19 protein-coding genes are annotated in these 19,839 nt (G+C 67.4%); 6 read left to right on the top strand and 13 right to left on the bottom strand.

The window, feature by feature from the left end; all coding sequences use genetic code 11:
- Positions 1-99: 99 nt before the first annotated feature.
- The 3 genes from gshA to AB3X99_RS26385 all read left to right on the top strand — a co-directional run bounded on the left by gshA (position 100) and on the right by AB3X99_RS26385 (position 3,254).
- Positions 100-1,722, top strand: coding sequence for a glutamate--cysteine ligase (gshA, locus tag AB3X99_RS26395; RefSeq protein WP_368618569.1), 1,623 nt, complete (start codon positions 100-102; stop codon positions 1,720-1,722).
- Between the two features lie 220 nt (positions 1,723-1,942).
- The gene (locus AB3X99_RS26390) at positions 1,943-2,425 is read left to right on the top strand and encodes a hypothetical protein (RefSeq protein WP_069264528.1); all 483 of its coding nucleotides are present in this window, start codon (positions 1,943-1,945) and stop codon (positions 2,423-2,425) included.
- Between the two features lie 121 nt (positions 2,426-2,546).
- Positions 2,547-3,254, top strand: coding sequence for an OmpA family protein (locus tag AB3X99_RS26385; RefSeq protein ID WP_069264526.1), 708 nt, complete (start codon positions 2,547-2,549; stop codon positions 3,252-3,254).
- Positions 3,255-3,318: 64 nt separating this feature from the next.
- On the opposite strand, the gene AB3X99_RS26380 is transcribed toward AB3X99_RS26385, so the two are convergent.
- Both AB3X99_RS26380 and AB3X99_RS26375 read right to left on the bottom strand, forming a co-directional pair.
- Positions 3,319-4,875 (bottom strand): DHA2 family efflux MFS transporter permease subunit, encoded by a 1,557-nt coding sequence (locus tag AB3X99_RS26380; RefSeq protein WP_069264522.1) that lies wholly within the window; start codon positions 4,873-4,875, stop codon positions 3,319-3,321.
- 150 nt (positions 4,876-5,025) lie between these two features.
- Positions 5,026-5,550 carry a MarR family transcriptional regulator gene (locus AB3X99_RS26375; RefSeq protein ID WP_342949148.1) on the bottom strand — a complete coding sequence of 175 codons (525 nt, stop codon included), beginning with the start codon at positions 5,548-5,550 and terminating at the stop codon, positions 5,026-5,028.
- A gap of 228 nt (positions 5,551-5,778) precedes the next feature.
- Here AB3X99_RS26375 and AB3X99_RS26370 point away from each other — a divergent pair, with 228 nt between their 5' ends.
- On the top strand, positions 5,779-6,108 hold the full coding sequence (locus tag AB3X99_RS26370) for a hypothetical protein (RefSeq protein WP_368618568.1): 330 nt from the start codon (positions 5,779-5,781) through the stop codon (positions 6,106-6,108).
- A gap of 161 nt (positions 6,109-6,269) precedes the next feature.
- Complete coding sequence (locus tag AB3X99_RS26365; RefSeq protein ID WP_368618567.1) at positions 6,270-7,865, top strand: efflux transporter outer membrane subunit; 1,596 nt, start codon at positions 6,270-6,272, stop codon at positions 7,863-7,865.
- 45 nt (positions 7,866-7,910) lie between these two features.
- Here the strand turns inward: AB3X99_RS26365 and AB3X99_RS26360 are convergent, their stop codons facing one another.
- The 8 genes from AB3X99_RS26360 to gspG are packed head-to-tail and all read right to left on the bottom strand — an operon-like array spanning position 7,911 to position 13,939.
- Entirely contained in the window at positions 7,911-8,690 is a 780-nt protein-coding gene (locus tag AB3X99_RS26360) for a type II secretion system protein N (RefSeq protein WP_368618566.1), read from the bottom strand.
- Between the two features lie 55 nt (positions 8,691-8,745).
- Positions 8,746-9,249: a type II secretion system protein M gene (locus AB3X99_RS26355; protein WP_069264760.1), complete on the bottom strand. Its 504-nt coding sequence runs from the start codon at positions 9,247-9,249 to the stop codon at positions 8,746-8,748.
- A gap of 11 nt (positions 9,250-9,260) precedes the next feature.
- On the bottom strand, positions 9,261-10,655 hold the full coding sequence (gspL, locus tag AB3X99_RS26350; protein ID WP_368618565.1) for a type II secretion system protein GspL: 1,395 nt from the start codon (positions 10,653-10,655) through the stop codon (positions 9,261-9,263).
- A 34-nt stretch (positions 10,656-10,689) separates the two neighbouring features.
- The gene (gene gspK, locus AB3X99_RS26345; RefSeq protein ID WP_083245241.1) at positions 10,690-11,820 is read right to left on the bottom strand and encodes a type II secretion system minor pseudopilin GspK; all 1,131 of its coding nucleotides are present in this window, start codon (positions 11,818-11,820) and stop codon (positions 10,690-10,692) included.
- On the bottom strand, positions 11,817-12,500 hold the full coding sequence (locus tag AB3X99_RS26340) for a type II secretion system protein J (protein WP_069264512.1): 684 nt from the start codon (positions 12,498-12,500) through the stop codon (positions 11,817-11,819). Before AB3X99_RS26340 ends, gspK begins: the two co-directional genes overlap by 4 nt.
- Positions 12,478-12,906 carry a type II secretion system minor pseudopilin GspI gene (gspI, locus tag AB3X99_RS26335; protein WP_368618589.1) on the bottom strand — a complete coding sequence of 143 codons (429 nt, stop codon included), beginning with the start codon at positions 12,904-12,906 and terminating at the stop codon, positions 12,478-12,480. The genes AB3X99_RS26340 and gspI overlap by 23 nt, the downstream gene beginning before the upstream one ends.
- A 13-nt stretch (positions 12,907-12,919) precedes the next feature.
- A complete protein-coding gene (locus AB3X99_RS26330; protein WP_083245239.1) occupies positions 12,920-13,453 on the bottom strand; it encodes a GspH/FimT family pseudopilin in 534 nt (177 codons plus the stop codon).
- A gap of 21 nt (positions 13,454-13,474) precedes the next feature.
- A complete protein-coding gene (gspG, locus tag AB3X99_RS26325; protein WP_069264508.1) occupies positions 13,475-13,939 on the bottom strand; it encodes a type II secretion system major pseudopilin GspG in 465 nt (154 codons plus the stop codon).
- Positions 13,940-14,150: 211 nt separating this feature from the next.
- Between gspG and AB3X99_RS26320 the strand changes: the two genes are divergently transcribed.
- Positions 14,151-14,564 carry a hypothetical protein gene (locus tag AB3X99_RS26320; RefSeq protein WP_342949153.1) on the top strand — a complete coding sequence of 138 codons (414 nt, stop codon included), beginning with the start codon at positions 14,151-14,153 and terminating at the stop codon, positions 14,562-14,564.
- Positions 14,565-14,609: 45 nt separating this feature from the next.
- On the opposite strand, the gene gspF is transcribed toward AB3X99_RS26320, so the two are convergent.
- The 3 genes from gspF to gspD all read right to left on the bottom strand — a co-directional run bounded on the left by gspF (position 14,610) and on the right by gspD (position 19,721).
- On the bottom strand, positions 14,610-15,827 hold the full coding sequence (gspF, locus tag AB3X99_RS26315) for a type II secretion system inner membrane protein GspF (RefSeq protein WP_028203270.1): 1,218 nt from the start codon (positions 15,825-15,827) through the stop codon (positions 14,610-14,612).
- 70 nt (positions 15,828-15,897) lie between these two features.
- Entirely contained in the window at positions 15,898-17,394 is a 1,497-nt protein-coding gene (gspE, locus tag AB3X99_RS26310) for a type II secretion system ATPase GspE (protein ID WP_368618564.1), read from the bottom strand.
- Positions 17,391-19,721: a type II secretion system secretin GspD gene (gspD, locus tag AB3X99_RS26305; RefSeq protein ID WP_368618563.1), complete on the bottom strand. Its 2,331-nt coding sequence runs from the start codon at positions 19,719-19,721 to the stop codon at positions 17,391-17,393. Before gspD ends, gspE begins: the two co-directional genes overlap by 4 nt.
- Positions 19,722-19,839: the final 118 nt, after the last annotated feature.

The following is a 19,839-nucleotide window of genomic DNA, read 5'->3' as shown; positions in this document are numbered from 1 at the left end:
TTCGGCGAGATGTTAAAGTGCCCGCTACCGAAAAGAATCCCGGCCGGCGAGCGCGCGCCGCACAGCACTGCGCCGCCGGCCCGAGCCCGACTTGCCTCAATGTCAGACACGACCTCTACACGCACGAACGACGTTCTCGCACAGCGCCTTTCCGTGCTGGGCGACGGGCCACATCGCGGCGCGCTCACGCGCGGTCTGCGCGGCATCGAGAAGGAGAGCCTGCGCGTGACGCGCGACGGCCGTCTCGCCATGACGCCGCACGCGGCAGCGCTCGGTTCGGCGCTCACGCATCCGTCGCTGACCACCGACTATTCGGAAGCGCTGATCGAGATCATCACGCCTGCCGAGCCCGATGCCTCGATCACGCTCGCGCAACTCGACGAGCTGCACCGCTACGTCTATGCGGTACTCGCGCGTGACGGCGAGATGCTCTGGAACGAATCGATGCCGGGCCTCCTGCCCGACGCCGACGACGGCATCCCCATCGCGCGCTATGGCAACTCGAATATCGGCCGCCTCAAGTACGTGTACCGCATGGGCCTCGCGCTGCGCTACGGCCGCACGATGCAGTGCATTGCCGGCATCCACTACAACTACTCGCTGAGCGAAGAGGTGTGGCGCGTGCTGCATGCGCATCATCAGTCCACGGCCTCGCTCACCGACTATCAATCGGAGCGCTACCTCGCGCTGATCCGCAATTTCCGCCGCACGAACTGGCTGCTCATGTACCTGTTCGGCGCCTCGCCCGCGCTCGACGCGCGCTTCCTGCGCGGCCGCGAGCACAAGCTCGAAACGTTCGACGCCGACACGCTCTATCTACCGTATGCGACGAGCCTGCGCATGAGCGATCTCGGCTACTCGAACACGACGGGCCAGTCCGCCTTGCGCGCCGACTACGACACGCTGGCAGGCTATCTCGACGCGCTCGCGCAGGCCGTGAGCCAGCCGTATCCGCCCTACGAGGCGATCGGCACGCATCGCGACGGCGAGTGGGTGCAGATCAACACGAACGTGCTGCAGATCGAGAACGAGTTCTACTCAACGATCCGCCCCAAGCGCGTGACGCATCCGGGCGAGCGGCCTCTGCATGCGCTTGCCGCGCGCGGCGTGCAGTACGTCGAGGTGCGCTGCATGGACATCGACCCGTTCGAGCCAACCGGCATCTCGCTCGAGACCGCACGGTTTCTCGACGCCTACCTGCTCGCCTGCGCGCTCGATGAAAGCCCTTTCCTGCCTGCCGACGCCTATGCCGAATCGAATGAAAACTTTGGCCTGGTGACGAAGGAAGGGCGCCGCCCGGGTCTCGCGCTCAAGCGCGACGGCAAGGACGTGCCGATGCACGAGTGGGCCGAAGCGCTGTTCGAGAAGATCGGCCACGCAGCCGCCGTACTCGACGCGGCGCACGGCAGCGACGAACACTCGCGATCGCTCGCGACACAGCGCGCGAAGCTGGCCGACCCGTCGCTCACGCCATCGGCGCGCGTGCTGCAAACCATGCGCGATAACAAGCAGTCCTTCCTGCAATTTGCACGCGCACAAAGCGAGCACCACGCAGCGCAATTCCTCGCGCGTCCGCTCGACGCCGAGGCCACGGCGGAGTTCGAAACGCTCGCGCGTGAGTCACTCGCGGAGCAGGCGCAACTCGAGCGCGACGAAGTCGGCTCGTTCGACGCGTTCGTCGCCGCCTATCGCGCGTATACGCTCAATCGCTTCAGCGTCTGAGCCGCCGCCGGTGCGCCGCTGCGGCGCGCACTCATCCCATCGAGATTTGTCCCGGGCACCGCATTTGCTCGCAACACCAGCGTGCAGATGCGGTCCAACCAGGGTAGGCGCCGCGTTACCGAAGCGCGCGGATGACGGGCGCGCCGGACGAACGAAGCTGAAAACACCAAAAATGCACGGGCCGCGCGCAATGCGGCTCACTCTGGGAGGAATCCACGCGATGAAACGAATTCTTGCGATCCTGCTGTGCGCGACGGCTGCGGCCTGCGCGTCGCGCGGGCAGGTCAATCCCGACGTCATGCAGATCGCGACCGCGCCGCTCACCTGTTCGGACAAGACGGAATGCGATCTCTGGTGGCAACGCGCCCAGGACTGGGTGCGCAGTCATTCGAAGTACGAAGTGCAGACCGTGACCGACACGCTGATCCAGACGTCGGGCCCGGGCGGCGGCCGGCGTCTGCTCGCCTATGAAATCACGAAGCAGGCCAACGCCGACGGCACGGCCACGATCGGCTTCGCCGCGCATTGCGACAGTTCGCTCGGCTGCAAGCCCAACCCGTGGTCGGCAGGCGCGGCGTTCAAGCAGTACGTGCGAACCGGCGTCGATGCGCCGATTCCCGGCGATACGACCACAGGCGCAGGTGGCGACACCGCCGGCGTGAGCGGCGCAGCCGTGGCGGAGCCGGCTTCGAGCGCGCATTGATCGGCGCATGGCCGATTTGGGCATTGTCTGATTGAGGGAGGGGTTGAGGAACCCGTATCTTGGGCTGGTTTCGGCCCGTGTGGTCTGGGCCGTTCATCCTCAACCACCACTCGAATCGACAATGAAACTGCGCTTTCTGTCTGCCAGTGCCGCGGCTGCCGTCATCGCCGCCGCCGCTGGCTGCACTACCGCCTCAGGCCCTACCCACAATCTCGACATCGTCACGCTCGCTAACGGCTCGCAAGCGTATCGCGTGCAATGTCTCGGCCTGTTCGAAAGCTCCAAAACCTGTATGGCCAGGATGAACGAGACCTGCGGCAGCAAGACGCCGCTACGCGTCTCGTCGGTGGATCGCGCCGTTGCCGGCTTCAAACCGGAAGACGACCCGCGTGAAATCACGTTCATCTGCCAGCCGCCGCAGTCGCCGGCACCGGCGCCGGCGCCGATCGGCGAGACGCCGCCCCAGGTTCAGCCGCGCACGATCACGCTGAACGCCGACGCCAACTTCGCGTTCGACAAGGCCGATCTGCTGCCCGACGGCAAGCGCAGGCTCGACCGGTTCGTCACGGAAAGCAACGATGTGAACATCGGTACGGTCGTGATCGACGGCCACACCGACTCGGTCGGCTCGAAGGCCTATAACGATCGCCTCTCGGTGCGCCGCGCCGAGTCCGTTCGCCGCTATCTCCAGTCGCGTGGCCTCCACGCCGGCCAGTACGAAGTGCACGGTTATGCCTTCTCGAGGCCGCTTGCGTCGAATGCCACAGCTGAAGGCCGCGCGAAGAACCGTCGCGTCGAGATCCAGACGAGCGGCATCACACAGCGCTAGCAACGCAGCGCATCGCGCACCCGGTCGCCCGCGGCTTCGAGCGGGCGGCCCTTTCGCGGGACCGTCAATGACCCATTGCCGGTCCCGCGCCTTTTTTCGGCTTCGTCACCCACACCAGCAGAGCCAGCACGACAAACATCGCGCAGGAAATGCGGAAGAAGTCGTTGGTGGCCATCATGTAGCCTTGCGTCGTCACGACGTCGTTGAGCTGGGCGGTCAGGCTTTGCCCCGCGAAACCGAGGTTCGCGAGCGCGTCCTTGTAGGCGACGGTGTTCGGCGAAGACTGGGTCACCGATTCCGACAGCACGGCATGGTGATAGATGGCGGCGTCTTCCCAGAACGTCGTACTCGCCGCCGTGCCGATCGCGCCCGAGAGCGTGCGCAGAAAATTCGAGAGGCCCGCGGCGCTCGCGAGCCGCTCGTCGGGAATGCTGGAGAGCGTGATGGTCGTCATCGGCACGAAGAAGCACGCCACGCCGATGCCCTGTACGAGGCGCGGCAGGATCACGTGGTCGAACGGCACGTCGAGTGTGAACGTCGAGTTCCAGAGCGAGACGAGCGCGAACACGATAAAGGCAAAGCTCGCGACCATGCGCAGATCGAGCCGGTGCATGTTGCGTCCGATGAGCGGCGAGAGCACGAGCGCGAGCAGGCCCACCGGCGCGGTGGCCAGACCCGCGAGGCCCGCCGTGTAGCCCATGACAGTCTGCAGCCAGAGCGGGAAGATCACCACCGAACCGAAGAAAGCCATGAAGCCGAACGAGATGATCATCGCGCCGAGCGCGAAATTGCGGTCGCGAAAGAGCGAGAGATCGACCACGGGCTCCTTTTCCGTCGCCTCCCACACGAGCATGAACGCGAGCGCGACCACCGCGATGATGGCGAGCGTGACGATGAACGTCGAGTTGAACCAGTCGCGGTCCTTGCCGAGGTCGAGCACCATCTGCAGGCACGACACGCCGATCACGAGGAGCGCGAGGCCCACGGCGTCGATGCGCTGCTTCGTCGTTTTCGTCTCGCGGCCGCGCAGCAGCAGGTACGCGCAGATGCCCGAGAAGAGGCCGATCGGCACGTTGATATAGAAGATCCACGGCCACGTGTAATTGTCCGTGATCCAGCCGCCCATCACCGGTCCGAAGATGGGCGCGACGATCACGGTCATCGCCCAGAGGCCGAGCGCGAGGCCGCGTTTGGCGGGCGGGTAGGAGCGCATGAGGATGGTCTGCGAAAGCGGGACCATCGGCCCGGAAACGAGCCCTTGCACGAGACGGAATGCGATGAGCGTCTCGAAGTTCGTGGCGAAGCCGCAGGCGGCCGAGGCCAGCGTGAACAGCAGCACGGAGAGCGTGAAGAGGCGCACTTCGCCCACGCGGCGCGCGAGCCATCCGGTGAGCGGCACCGCAATCGCCGAGGCGACCGAGTACGACGAGATGACCCACGTGCCTTCGCTGTTGGCGACACCGAGGTTACCCGAGATGGTTGGCACCGCTACATTGGCGATCGAGGTGTCGAGCACTTCCATGAAGGTCCCGAGCGCGAGCCCGACTGTGAGGAGCGCGAGCGTGCCGCCGGAAAACGGTGCGGGTTCGGCCTGCGCGGGCACCGCGGTAGAAGCTGCCATGTTCCGTGTCCTTGGTGAGTCGGCCGTTGCTGCCGCTCCACGGGAGCAGCGCACGCCAGCTTGTTATTGCGTGTCTGTGCATTTTCTGCCCAGACAGTGATTGGATCAAACTACGCCAGGTGTTGCGCTGCCGCGCACCGTGCGCCGTTGCTAGCCGCCGTCTTCCTGCGCCGGCGCTTCTGCGTCCTTGCCGGCGCCGATCATCGATCCGCACAGCGGTGTGGTCGAGCCGTCATTGGCGATGAAGCGTTGCAGCAAATGAATCAGCGTCGCGACTTCTTCGGGCGAGAAGCCGCGTAACTGCTCGGACATCTCCGCGGCAATCAGGTCGGGCAATTGCTGCGCCGCCGCGCGCCCCTGGTCCGTCAATGCGAGTTCCACGACCCGGCGGTCCGCCTGGCTGCGCTGCCGCTCGAGAAAACCCTTTTTCTCCAGCCGGTCGAGCATGCGCGTCATGGAGCCGGTGTCGTACGAGAGCGCGCGTGACATCTCGTTGGGCGTGCTGGCGCGCTCGAACCACAATAAAAGGATCACACCAATTTGCGAGGATGTGAGTCCAAGCGGTGCGACCGCACGGTCGATGCGTCCGGCCAGCACGTTGCGCGCGGTAGAGAGGAAATAGCCGAGACTTGGCTCGACGCCCAGACTCGCCGGGACGAAAGGACCGTCGCTCATGGCAGTTCGCTTTCCAGCATCTCAAAAAACGAGCGGATTATAACGGGTTACTTCGCTGCTCAGGCAGATAAATTAGCTAGCAGGTCGCGGCCACCTCTGTCGCCGCGATCGGCGCATAAAAACAACAGTCATATTGATGCGCTGCAAAGTATGTTGTGATTTGATTGCATAGTCAATATTATGACAGGCAACCAGTTTCGTTCTTCTACGTCCACCCGTTTCCGCATCATGCTTTTTCTCATCAACGCGCTTGGCGGCCTTGGCCGCTCCGTCACCGACACCGCCCGCCTCGCTTGCGCGAAGGCCGGTGAGTCGTCGCGCTGGCGCAAGCTCGCGTTGTATGCGGCCATGTTCGCGCTGCCGGGCGGCTCGATCGCGGTGGTGGCCGTGGTGTGGGCGCAGCGCCGGCGCGCGCAGCCCGAACCCGCCGCCGCAAGCGCTGTCATGGCGGCCACGCCCGCCGCCGCAACCGCAGCAATACCGGCAGCGGATGCACCCGCGTGCGGTGGCGGCCAGCTCGCCTGCCGCGCACCGCAGCGCCGCCGTAACGACGCGTAACCTGTGCGTCTCACGCCGTAACACCCGCGAACCCTTCCAACGCGTAAGCTTTCGGATTCCGTGCAGTGACTAGCGTGTGCGCTACCATTGCCGCAACGCGACAACCCCGTGCGCGACCGGCCGCCCGAGCGCGCGCCGGTTGCATCGACAGGAATCCTTGCATGCCTTGCCGTTTCGTCCGCTCCGGCGCGACCACTGGACCCGCCGGGTCTGTGGCGCGCCGCGCGCCCAAGCCGCTTTCCATCCTGACGCTGTGCGCGGCCGCCGCGCTCACCTTCCAGTTGACCGGCTGCGCCGTCGGCCCCGACTATCACCGGCCCAGCGCTGCCGTGCCCGCTTCGTTCAAGGAAGCGCCCGAGGGCTGGAAGGTCGCGCAACCCGCCGATACCACCGACCGCGGCGCCTGGTGGCTGATCTACGACGACGCGCAGCTCAATGCGCTGATGGACCAGCTCAACACCAGCAACCAGACGGTCGCGCAATCTGCCGCCGCCTACCGCCAGGCGCGTGCGCTCGTGGGCGAGGCGCGGGCGGCGTACTTCCCCGTGATCAGCGGCTCGTTCGCCGGCACGCGCTCGTACACGCCCACGCACGTGGCCAACTCGAGCCGCGGATTGTCGAGCGGCAGCATCAACAACAACGTCAACCTCGGGCTCGACGCCACCTGGGAACCCGATCTCTGGGGCAAGGTGAGCCGTACGGTCAGCTCGCAGGAGGCGAGCCAGCAGGGCGCCGCCGCCGATCTCGCGAACGCGCGCCTGTCGGCCCAGGCCACGCTCGCGCAAACCTACTTCACGTTACGCTCGCTCGACGCGCAGCAGAAGCTGCTCGACGATACGGTCGTCGCGTACCAGAAGTCGCTGCAGCTCACGCAGAATCAGTACGCCCAGGGCGTGGCGGGCCGCGCCGACGTGATCCAGGCGCAAACCCAGCTGCAATCTGCGCAGGCTTCCGCGATCGACAACGGTGTGGCGCGCGCCCAGGACGAGCATGCGATCGCCGTGCTGGTCGGCCAGCCGGCCTCCACGTTCTCGATCCCGCCGTCGCCGCTCGCCGCCACGCCGCCCACGGTACCGCTCGCCATGCCTTCGGCGCTGCTCGAGCGCCGGCCCGACATCGCCTCGGCCGAGCGCAAGGCGGCCTCCGCCAACGAGCAGATCGGCGTCGCCATCGCGGCGTACTTCCCTACGCTCACGCTGTCCGCGAGCGGCGGCTTCGAAAGCTCGGTGATGTCGCAGCTGCTGCAGCTGCCTTCGCGCTTCTGGACGCTCGGGCCGTCGCTTGCCGGCACGATCTTCGACGCCGGGCTGCGCAAGGCCCAGACCGAGGCCGCGCGCGCCGCCTACGACCAGCAGGTGGCCGCGTACCGGCAAACCGTGCTGGCCGCGTTCCAGGACGTGGAGGACAACCTCGCTTCGCAGCGCATCCTCGGGCAAGAGGTCGGCGTGCAGCAGCAGGCGGTGGAGTCGGCGCAGCATGCGCTCGCGATCGTGACGAACGAGTACAAGGCGGGCACGACCGATTTCCAGAACGTGCTTTCCGCGCAGGCCACAGCCTTTACCGCGCAGCAGAAGCTCGTGAGCATCGGCGGGCAGCGCATGGTGTCGTCGGTGGGGCTCGTGAAGGCGCTGGGCGGCGGCTGGGATGCCTCGCAGATGGATCGCGAGACCGGCAGCGTCGCCGCGCCGGCAGTGGTTTCGGCCGCTTCGGCCCCAGCGGCAGCGACGACGGCTACGACGGCCGCCCAGCCGCAGTAAGGCGTATGCACCCGCGCAGGCGGGCGCACGCTCAGACCACGAACCTCAGCGCATGAACGTCAGCGCGACGGTGCCCGGCCCGACCGGCCGGCCCAGCAGATTCAGCAGGCCCGCCAGGTTGTCGCGCTGATCCGGCGCCGCGCTCGCGGTGCCCTGAAACGATGCCGAAGCCCGCGAGAACGAGCCGCGCCCCTCGAGCATCAGCGGTCCTTTTTGCGTCGAGAGCTCGAGCGTCGACGTCGCCCCTTGCGCCTGCAGCACCACCTCATACGTGCCGAGCGGCTTCACGAGCGAAACGCGCGAGCTCATGTCGGCGAGCGAGACGGTCAGTCGTCCGAATGCATCCGTGCCGAACACGCGCCACGGTGTCCACGCGAGCCGCACCTTGCCGTCCAGATCGAGCGTGTTGAAGGGCGCGCCGAGACCCGCGAGCAGCGACGCCGGCACCGCGATCGTGCCCGCGCTCACGTTCGCGCCGCGCAACGACGCATCCACCGTGACCGGGTCGGGCATCGCCTCGGTCTGCAGCATTTCCATGCGTACGCGCGCGACGAACAGCGGCCAGAACGCCGTACGCCAGACGATGCGCCCCGGCAGCAGCGTTGCGCCGCGTGCGTCCTGGCCCGCAGCGAGCATCAGCGTGGCGGAGCCGTGCCAGAGCGAGCCTTCCGGGTCGATCAGGTTCACGTGCCCCTGAGTCGCGCGCGCGAACTGCGGTGCGATCCAGGCCGCGGGCAGGCGGGCGAGCAGCACGACAGCGCTCGACAGCAGGCCCACGATCAGCCAGGGCAACGCGGCGCGCAGGCGCCGCATCCAGTAACTCATTGCGCATTTCTCCGGCGATTCTCATTGCGCGCTTTTCGATGCGCGCTTTTTCTTCTTAGTGCGTATTCGCCGGTTGCAGCGAGGCCGTCAAGTCGACCTGGCCGTCGGCCTTCAGCGCGGTGATGTGCGCCTCGACCACCTGCACCTTGAACTGCTTGCGCACGTCGTCGAGCCACGCGGTCCACGCCGGAAACGACACGTTCTTCATCTGCACCTGCACAGTCGTGCCGATCAGCTGAATCTGCGCGCCCGTGAGCGAGTGATCGGCTAGCGAGGCGGTGACCGCGTCCTTGAGCGCCTGGCCGCCCGGCGCCACGCTGGCCGCCGCGCCGGCCAGCGAGCGCGCCTCGTCGGCCTCGGCCGTCATCTGCGCGAGTTCACGCTGCATGCCGGGCAGGCTCTGACGCAGGCGCGCGCGGCCGTCGGCGGCGGGCTGCCACAGCACCGACCAGCCGATCGCCAGCGCAAGCAGCGCGCCACCCCACGTAAGCAGCGTCTTTTCGCGCGTCGTGCGCGCCTCCCAGAAGTTCGTCCAGGCCTCGGCCCACGCGCCGCTCATAGCCGTTGTCTTCACGATGCGCTCCTGATGGTCCATTTGCCCGTGCTGGCATCCACCGTGCCCGCCAGGCCGTTGCCCGCGAGGCGTTTCGCGAGATCGGCGTCGACGTTGACGCCTGGCTTGAAGGTCACGTCCAGACGCCGGTCGTGATAGTCGAGGGCCGCGATGCCGTTCGCGGGCACCGGACCGAGCGAGCGCGCGAGCCCGTCGGAGAGCGCGAGGAAGTCGTCGGGCGAGGGCTCGCCCGCGGCCAGGCGCAACTGCTGCAACTGGCGCGCCATCTGCCCGGCAGGATCGAGCACGACGGTCGTCTTCGGGAACGCGTTGAGGAGCAGCTCGGTCATCTGCGCGCTGATCGCGTCGCGCTGGCGCGCCATCATGAGCCACTGGATATTCGCGCCTACGACCGCCACGACGAGCGACGCCGCCACAAGCACGATCGGCACGCGCAGACGGCGCAGCGTCGCGCGGTCGAGCCGCCACGGCTGCGAGGCGAACTCGAACTGGCAGAGGTCGAAGCGGCAGGCGAGCGCGCGGCGCGCGAGCGCCTCGAACGTGAGCGGCTGCGCGCCCGGCAATGCGGCTGCCAGCGACGCACGTGCGGCGGCGCTCACGGGCTCGCCCGGCAGATTGGTGAGGACGTAGCCCGAAACCGGCGCGCCGCCGGCGAGCGCCGTGACGGTAGCGGCCACGCTCGCGGCAGGCACCGCGAAGCCCTCGGCGAGCGCGCCGCGCACGATCGCGAGTTCGAGCGCCGCTTGCGCCGTGGCTGCCGCCGGCTCGGGCGCGACGCCGGGCAGCAGCATGGGTGCAGTCGCGACGACATGGCCTAGCACGCATGCGGTCACGGGTTCGGGGGCGGGAGGCGCGGGAGGCGCGGGAGTCCCGGGAGCCGCGGCGCCGGGCGCTGCCCCCGGCTCGGCGGGCTCAGTCACCTGAACCTCCTGAACCGCTTCCACCGCCTGCGCCGCTGGCAGGCAGCGCGCCACCGGCACGGCGCGCAGATTGCGGTGCCCCGCGGCGGTGAAGCCTTCCAGCAGAAAGCGGAACCAGCCGCGATCGATGGCCGCCACCACCTGGCGGCCGTCGGCCAGGCGCTTGGGATCGAGCGCCAGATGGCAGGTCTGCGCATCCTGGATCAGATGATCCTCGACCACGTTCGGCAGCGCCTGACGCAACCGCGGCCCCTTGAGCGGGGGCACCGTAGCGGCGAGCGTGAGCAGGTCGCGCGCGGCGATCATCAGGATGGTGGCCGAGGCCTTCGGCAGCAGCCCGAGCGCCGAACGGCCCGCGCGTTGCGTGTTGCCCGTCTTGTCGAGCAGCACGAACGGCAGTTCCGGCAGCTGCCATTCCTGCGAGTGGACCGCCGGGTCGCGGGGCGGCATGAGGACGATCAGCGTGCTCAAACGCACCTCTTTTCGATGTTGGTCGGGGACGGATTCATGGTTCGTCGCGAACGCGCACGATGCGCGTCGTATGAGTGAGCGGGTCGCGCCAGACTAGCGTCGTGCGGTCCACCTCGGCGCGCTCGTGCTGCACGCGCCCATGGACGAGAAAATAACTCGTGTTGACGTCGATCTGCGTCGTGTCGATCGAGGCCTGCTTCACGCCTACGCCTTCGAGCGCGAGTTGCACGTCGCTCACGTTGCGGAAAAACACGCTCTGGCGACGCGCGACGAGGGCCTGTGCGTTCGACAGGCTCATGCCCGTTACGACGGAGGCGATCACCTCGGCGCTCGCCGTGTTCATGTTCACGGGCGTCACGGTGGGCAGGATCGTCACGAACGGGCGCAGCCGCGCAACGGCGTCGGGCGTGAAGCCGGGCACATCGAGCAACGAATCGACACTCGTCATCAGGAGCGGCGCGACGCCGCTGTTGCTGTCGCTGTCCGAGAGGCCCGGGTTGTCGGTGTAGTTGCCGCCGCCAGTCGAGCCGCCGCCGGCGAGCACCTCGGTTTGCGAGGTGCCGCTCGTCGTGGCGGTTTGCGTCTGGAAGCGCGTTGCAGAGTAGGAGAGGCCCGAGCGCAGGTACACCGCGGTGTTCTTGGCGAGTTGCTGGTCGATGCCGAGAATCTGCAGCAGGCGCGCGAACGCTTCGATTTCGGTCAGGTTCAGCTGCAGCGAGCCCGGCGCGTTGGACGCCACGAGATCGCGCAGATTGAAGCGCGACTGAGCGTCTTCGATCGAGCCCGAGAGCCAGGTGTCCGTGCCCTGTTGCGCGCGCGCCTCGCCGATCTGGCCGAGAAAGTCGGACAGGCGCGTCCTCGCGAGCGGCACGCCCCACGCGCCGCCGAGATACGTGATGCCCGCCGACGTATCCGCTTCGGAGCGCAGCACGAGGCGCGTCCAGTCGAGCGAGGCGCGCGCGATCCACTGCGCCTGCGCGAGCAGCCGCTGATTCTCGATGCGGCGCAATTGCACCTGCTGGCGCCACAACATGCCCGCGACGAGGATCGCCGACAGCGCCACGACGAGCAGCGCGCTGATGATGGCCGCGCCGCGCCGTGCGCGCGTAGAGCGGCCGAATCGTCCGGTTCGCCGAGTGGAGGTTCGTTGTGTACGCAACGTCATTCCCCCACCATGAATACGCGGGTCACCGGCCGCTCGAGCGAATGCGAACCCACGCTCACCTGCACGCCCGTCACCGCGCGCGGCAACGGAGCGTTGCCGAGCTGCGGCACCTTGAGATCGTTGTTGTAGCCGCTCACCTGCGAGCGCACGTCCTGCATGTTCGCCGTCCAGCCCGTCTTCGGCACGTACAGGCGCGCGTTGATCACGTCCACGCCACTCATCATCGGCAAGGCGCCCCAGTTGTCGCCTTCGCCGCCGCGCAGCGCGCGCCGCAGCTCGCCGAGATTGGCAAGCGGGGGCGACGCATAGCGCACCACCTGGCCGCCCGACACGCGGTAACGCACCACTTGCATTCGCGGCGCGGCGCCCGGCGGCACCGCGAACGCGCGCACGACCTGCAGCGCGCCGCCGTCGAGCGAGATCGCGACGCCGCCCGCTTCGTCATCGGAGGTCGCTGCGCGCAAGTCGATGCGCATCTGGTCGAACATCTGCGCGAACACGCGTTCCTCAGCCATCGAGCGCGTGATGGTTTCGCGCCCGCGCACGATTTCGTCGAGGCCGCGCCACGAGAGGATCGCGACCACGGCCATGATGGCGATCGCCACGAGCAGCTCGATCAGCGTGAAGCCGCGCGCTGGCGCGGCGACGCGCGCGCGGTCACAACGAGCGGTTCGTCTCATTGGCGAGCACCGTGACGAGTTGCGCGAGATTGCCGGAACGGCCGGGCGTCGTCACCGACACCTCCACGCGCCGGAAGACGGGGTTGGGCGTCGTCGCGACCTGCTGGGTGCAGGTCAGCCTCAAATTGCCCTGCGAGCAGTCGAAGCTGCTCTCGCCAAGGTCCGGCCACGCGTGCGCGAGACGCAGTTGCGCGAGCGTGTTGTCCGCACTCCAGCCCGCGAGCAGGCGGTCGTGCAGATCAGCCTCGCTCGCGGCGAGACTGCCCACAGCGCGCAACGACGCGGCCAGCGCAATCGCGATGATTGCGAGCGCAACCAATACCTCGATCATCGTGAAACCGCGCTCGCGCAGCGGGCGAGCCGGACGATTCACGCGGGCACCGTGGCCGCGCTTTCCCCCACGCATCGAGCGCCGCATCTCAGCGCACCTCGAAGCGGCCAGTGCCGGTGCCGACGATCGTCGCCTGGCCGGCTGCCGAGAAGAGCGTGACCTGCACCGGCACGTCCACGGCTTCCGTGCCGAAAATGAGCCGGTTGGCCTGCGTGTCGTCGCTGCCGGGGTAGGTGATCGCCACGCCGGTCACGCCGCCTTCCCAGTTGCGCGGGCCGAGCAGATCGTCGCGCAGCGGACGCCAGCCGTCCTCGGTATGGACGTCGAAGCGAAACCCGCCCGCGAGCGGCTGCCATGCAATGGGCCGGGCACGCACCTGTGCCTCGTCGCCGGCCGATTCGAACAGGAGCGCGAGTCGCTGCGCTTCTTCGTTCAGGTCGGTGCGCGGATTGCGCGTGAGCGTGAGCGAAGCGAGCGAGATGAGAATCCCCGCGATCAGCAGCACCACGAGCATTTCGAGCAGCGTGAAGCCCGCCGCGCGCGAACGCATGCCCGCGCGCGAATTGCGCGCGGTGCGTGTCGATCGGCGGTCCCGGCAAGGGACGAGGCGGCTCGGTTGCATGGCTACGGCGTGGCGGACGACTTACTGCCAGGACCCGACGTCGGCGTCGTTGCCCTCGCCGCCGGGTTTGCCGTCGGCGCCATAGCTGAATACGTCGATCTCGCCGTGCACGCCCGGGTTCAGGTACTGGTATGCGTTACCCCAAGGGTCATTGGGCAGACGCTCCAGATAGCCGCCGTCCTTCCAGTTGTTCGGCACGGGCTCGGTCGTCGGCTTTTGCACGAGCGCCTGCAGCCCCTGGTCCTGGGTCGGATAGCGGCCGTTGTCGAGGCGATAGAGCTTCATCGCCTGCATGATCGTGCCGATGTCCTGGCGCGCGGCGACGCGGCGCGCTTCATCGGGACGGCTCATGATCTTCGGCACGATCAACGCGGCCAGAATGCCGAGAATCGCGATCACGACCATGATTTCGATGAGCGTGAAGCCGCGTTGGCGGCGCGCGCGCGTGACTTCGATTTCGGCACGGCGTTTGGCCCACATGGACATGAGTTCTTTCCTCCCTCGCTAGATATGGTTGCGGTGCACGCCTGTGCGCCGCGCTTCGTCTCGCCTGCGATCGGACCCGCCGCTTGTATCGGCCGTGTCCTCGCACGCATGACGGGTCATTGTAATGTCACACGATGACGCCTTTCCGACGCCTTGCGGGCATGGCAAACGCGTACATCAAAAATTTCATAAACCTTCGTACAATGAGCGCATGAGCCCACTGCAAATCCGCCTTCTTTCCCTCGCCGCGTTTGCGGTGTTCTGCGCCACGGCCACGTGGTGGACGATCACCCTCGCCACGAACCGCGCGGCGCCGGTGCAGGCCGCCGCCGCCCGGGTGCCGGTTTCGCTCGATCAGGCCGGCACGCTGTTCGGCGGCAGACTCGAGCGCAACCCGGTGCAGGACATTCACCTGTTCGGCATCCTCTCGCTCGCGCAGGGCGCAGCGGCCATCGTCAGCGTGGGCGGCGAACCCCCGCGGGCCATTTCGCTCGGCGGCCCGATCGACCAGAACTCCAAACTCTTCGAAGTGCGCCCCCGCTCGATCCTCATCGACCGCCACGGCGTGCACTCCGAAATCTTCCTGCCGCCCAACGCAGCCGGTCCCACCATCTACGTGCGCTGAGTTCGGCGCGCCTGCCTTCACGCGACTTCGTGCGGTTCGTACGCCTTACTGCACGAGGTTGTTCAGCTCGATGATCGGCAGCATCACCGCGAGCACGATCACGAGCACCACGCCCCCCATCGCGAGGATCAGGAGCGGCTCCAGCAGGCTCGTGAGGAACATCGTGCGCCGCTCGAGTTCGCGCGCCTCGCCTTCGGCCGCGCGGTCGAGCATGGTCGTTACATCGCCGGTCGCCTCGCCCGAGCGGATCAGGTGCACGAGCACGGGCGGAAACGTCTTCGTGTTGCCAAGCGCCCGAGACAGCGACGTGCCTTCGCGCACCCGCACGATGGCTTCGTCGATGTTCGTGCGCATCGCCTTGTTCGAGAGCGTTTCGCCGGCCGCCTGCAGCGCGCGCAGGATCGGCACGCCCGCCGCGCTCAGAATGCCGAGCGTGCTCGCAAAGCGCACCGTGTTGTAGCCGCGCACGAGCTTGCCCGCGAGCGGCGCGGTGAGCATCCAGCGGTCGAATGCGAGACGCGGGCCGGGCCGGCGCAAGGTAGAGCGCACGATCCACGCGACCACGGCCACCGCGATCAGCACCGCCCACCACCACTGCCGCACGAAGCCCGAGAGCGCCATCATCACGATGGTGAGCAAGGGCAGTTGCTGCTTCGTGCTCGCGAACACGTTCACCACCTGCGGCACCACGTAGCTGAGCAGGAACGTGACGATGCCGAACGCGATGATCGTGACGATCGTCGGGTACGTGAAGGCGAGCACGATCTTCTGCTTGAGCGCGTTGCGCTGCTCGATGTAGTCGGCCAGGCGCGACAGCACGATGCCGAGCTTGCCGGTATGCTCGCCCGCGGCCACGAGCGCACGGTAGATGTCCGGGAAGTCGCGCGGGTGCTGCTCGAGGGCACTGGCGAGCGAATGGCCGCCGAGCACCTCGGCGCGAATGGCCGCCATCAGCTCGCGGATGTAGTCGCGCTCGGACTGCTCGGTGAGCACCGCAAGCGCCTCGCCGAGCGGCAGGCCCGCCACCAGCAGGCTCGCGAGCTGGCGCGTGAGGATCGCCTGCTCGCGCTGCGAGAGCTTGCGCCCGAGCGCGAGCCGTTGCTGGCGCGCGCCGCGCGTGCGGCTCGCGGCGGGTTCGACCACGAGCGGCGTGAGGCCCTGGCCGCGCAGCAGCGCACGCGCGCCGCGTGCACTGTCCGCGTCGAGCACGCCTTTTTGCGCTTTGCCCGTGGCGTCGATGGCTTCGAAGCGAAATGCCGGCATGTTGCTGATCGCCCTCGCTTTTATTGAGCGTCCATCTGGTGGTTCATCGTGCGACCCGTCGTGCGGCGCATTACGCGCCGCCCGTCACGCGCAGCACTTCCTCGAGCGAGGTCCTGCCCGCTTCGACCCAACGCTCGCCGTCTTCACGCAGCGTGCGCATGCCTTGCGCGCGGCCGGCCGCGAAGATCTCCGCATCGGCGGCATTGCGGTGGATGAGGGCGCGAATCGGCTCGTCGATGAGCAGCAGTTCGTACACGCCGCGCCGTCCCGCGTAGCCCGAATGACCGCAGCGATCGCATCCCACCGGATGCCAGCGCTTTCTGCCGTCGTCTTCCACGCGTTCTTCCTTGCACACGGGGCAGAGCTGGCGCACGAGGCGCTGCGCGAGCACGCCGAGCAGGGACGACGCGAGCAGATACGGCTCGACGCCCATGTCGGTCAGTCGCGTCACCGCCGAGGCGGCGTCGTTGGTATGGAGCGTGGCGAGCACGAGGTGGCCCGTGAGCGACGCCTGCACGGCGATCTGCGCGGTTTCGAGGTCGCGGATTTCACCGATCATGATGATGTCGGGGTCCTGACGCAGGATCGAGCGCAACGCGCGCGCAAACGTCATGCCGATACGCTCGTTCACCTGGGTTTGCCCGATGCCCGAAAGGTCGTACTCGATCGGGTCTTCCACGGTCATGATGTTGGTCGTAGCCGTTTCGAGCCGCGACATCGAGGCGTAGAGCGTGGTCGTCTTGCCCGAGCCCGTCGGGCCGGTCACGAGCACGATGCCGTGCGGCTTCGCGATCAGCTGGTCGAACTTGCCGAGCGTGTCGCCGGCCATGCCGAGCGCTTCGAGGTTCAGGCGCTGCGCGTCTTTTTCCAGCAGACGCAGCACCGCGCGCTCGCCGTGGCCCGTGGGCAGCGTGGACACGCGCACGTCCACCGGACGCCCGCCCACGCGCAGCGTGATGCGGCCGTCCTGCGGCAGGCGTTTCTCGGCGATGTCGAGCTGCGCCATGATCTTGATACGCGAGATCAGCGCGCCATGCAGCGCCTTCTTCGGGCGCACGACATCGCGCAGCGTGCCGTCCACGCGAAAGCGCACGACCGATGCATTCTCGAACGGCTCGATATGAATGTCCGATGCCTGCTCGCGCGCGGCCTGCGTGAGTAGCGCGTTGATCATGCGGATGATCGGCGCGTCGTCTTCGGACTCGAGCAGGTCTTCCACTTCGGGAATGTCCTGCATGAGGCGCGAGAGATCGACTTCGCCTTCCACTTCGCCCACCACCTGCGCGGCGCTGCCGTCCTGGCGCGCATACGCCTGGTTGATGGCCTGCGCGAGTTCGTCGGCCGGTACGCGCACGAGCGCGAACGCGCCGAAGTTGCGCGCGACCTCGGCGATGGCGGCCTGCGAGGTTCGCTCGCTGATCCACACTTCGAGGCCTTCGGCGCGCTGCTGGGCGACCAGAATCTGGCCGCTGCGCGCAAAGCCGTACGGCACGAGGCGCGCGGCAAGCGGCGAGGGCGGCTCGCGCTCCGCACCGCCAGTGGCCGCAGGCGCGTGCGGCGTGCTCACGGCTGCACCCGCGTGGTGACAGGCGCCGCCTGTTGCACCGGCGTGGTTTCGACCGGCGCCGTTTGCACGGGTGCGGCGGGCTGCATTTGCACGGCGCTTGCCGGATTCGCGGGCGCCGCGGGCTGCACGCCCAGCGCCTGTTGACGCCGCATCTGGTCGAGGTCGAACAGGTTCAGCGCGGAGCCGCCCTGGCTCGGGCCGACCGGCATCGGCGGCACGACCGGGTCGTCGCGATCCTTGATCAGGTTGTTGTCGGACTTGTATGCGCCCGTCACGCCCTGGATATAGTCGTAGCGATTCGACGTGACCGCCTGCGCCGTGTCGCGGTCGCTGATGATCACCGGACGCAGGAACACCATCAGGTTGGTCTTCTCGCGGGTCTTGTTTTCCGAGCGGAACAGCTGGCCGATCCACGGAATGTCGCCGAGCAGCGGCACCTTGCTGTTGGCGACCTGGTAGTTGTCCTGCATCAGGCCGCCGAGCACTATGATCTCGCCGTTGTCGGCCAGCACCGTCGACTGGATCGAACGCTTGGTGAATTCGGGGCCGGCGGGATTGGTCGTCGCGTTGGTCGTGCCCGTCACGATCGCCGAGTCTTCCGTGTACAGCTGCAGCTTCAGGATGCCGCCGTCGGTGATCTGCGGCTTGATGTGCAGCGTCAGGCCCACGTCCACACGATCGTAGGTGTTGAACGCCGTGCTCGCCGTGCCGCTCGTGAGGTTCGAATACGAACCCGTCTGGATCGGCACGTTCGTACCGACGACGATCTTCGCTTCCTGGTTGTCGAGCGTAATGAGGTTAGGCGTGGACAGCACGTTGGCGTCGGCGGTTTGCGAGAGCGCCTGCAGCAAGGCACCGAGACCCCGCACACCGAAGATGTTCTTGATCCAACCCACGTTCAGGCCCTGCTGGAGGCCGGAAGCCCCGAGCGCGCTTGCAAGGCCGCCGGTGCTGGCGTCGGCGGCCGCAGCGGCCGTCAGGTTGATGATGCTGTTGCCGCTGCCGGTGGAAAGATTGGTGCCGGCGTACAAATTGCCATTCGCCACCTGCCACTGAATGCCCAGGTTGGCGTTGGTGGTCGAGTTCAGTTCGACGATCAGCGCCTCGATATAGACCTGCGCGCGCCGCGCATCGAGCTGGTTGATCACGGCGCGCAGGTTGCGGTACACCGCGTCCGGCGCCGTGATGATCAGCGAGTTGGTCGCCGCGTCGGCCTGGATCATGCCGCCCGGCTGGTTCTCGTCGCCCTTGTCCTTGTCGCCGCCGAGGAACGGGGCTTCGTTGCTGCCGCCACCGCCGCTGCCATACGAACTGCCTCCGCCCAGCGAACTGCCCGACGACGTACCGCCGCTGAGCGAGCTCGACGGCAGCGGCGGCGTGCCGGAGGTGCCGGTCGATATGCCGCCGCCGCTGTTGCCTGCCTGGTTGAAGCCGTTCGCATTGCCGGACGACGACGTATCGTTGCCGCCCTTGCCGAGCATGCCGCGCAGCGTCTTGGCGAGCTGCGTGGCGTCGGCATTGCGCAGCGGCACGACGTGAATGTTGCCCGGCATGCTGGTCGGCGCGTCGAGCTGCTTCGAGAGCTGGACCGCCGAGGCCAGGCGTTGCGCGTTCGAGGCGCGCAGCATCAGCGAATTGGTGCGCGGGTCGGCGATGACCGACACCTTCAGCGACGGGTCCGAGGCGCCGATCGCGCCCGGGTCGAGCATCTTCGCGATTTGCGGCGCGATGTCGAGCGCATTGGCGTTGTGCAGCGGTACCACCTGGACCTGCTGGCCGGCGGCCGAGTCCACACCCGCAATGATCGAGGCGATGCGGCGCACGTTGTCCGCATAATCGGTCACGATGAGCGTGTTGTTGGCCGGGTAGGCGGCGATGGTGTTGTTCGGCGAGATCAGCGGGCGCAGCACCGGCAGCAGGTTGTTCGCCGACTCGTGCCTGAGCGTGAACACCTGGGTTACCACCTGGTCGCCACGCGCGGTCGGCGCGTTGCCCACGTAGGTCGGCACGCCCTGCAGCTTGGCGTCGGCTTCCGGCACGACCTTCAGGACGCCGTGATCCTGCACGAGCGCGAAGCCTTGCATGCGCAGCGCCGACTGCAGGGTCTTGAGCGCCTGGTCTTCAGGTACGGGGTTTTCGGAGACGAGATTGAGCTGCCCCTTCACGCGGGGATCGACGATGATCGTTTTGCCGGTGGCGGCGCCAATTGCCTTCGCCACCTGATCGATGTCGGCGTTGACAAAATTGAGCGTGACCTGCGCATAGGCAAGCTGTGCCGTAATCAGTCCGCTCACGAGCAGCGCCGTGGCGACGCGACGCAAAGCCATACGATTTCTTCTCATGGGTGTCTTATCGAAGCCAGCGGCAGACGCGCGCGGCTATTCGTCCTCGACGTACGGCTGTGGGGCCGATTCGCCTGTGCTTTCCTGACTAGTGCCGACGCCG

The organism is Paraburkholderia sp. BR10882, assembly GCF_040948855.1.
GTDB lineage: Bacteria > Pseudomonadota > Gammaproteobacteria > Burkholderiales > Burkholderiaceae > Paraburkholderia > Paraburkholderia nodosa_A.
Note: the sequence above shows the minus strand (reverse complement) of the source record. Positions and strands in the feature narration are given on the sequence as shown.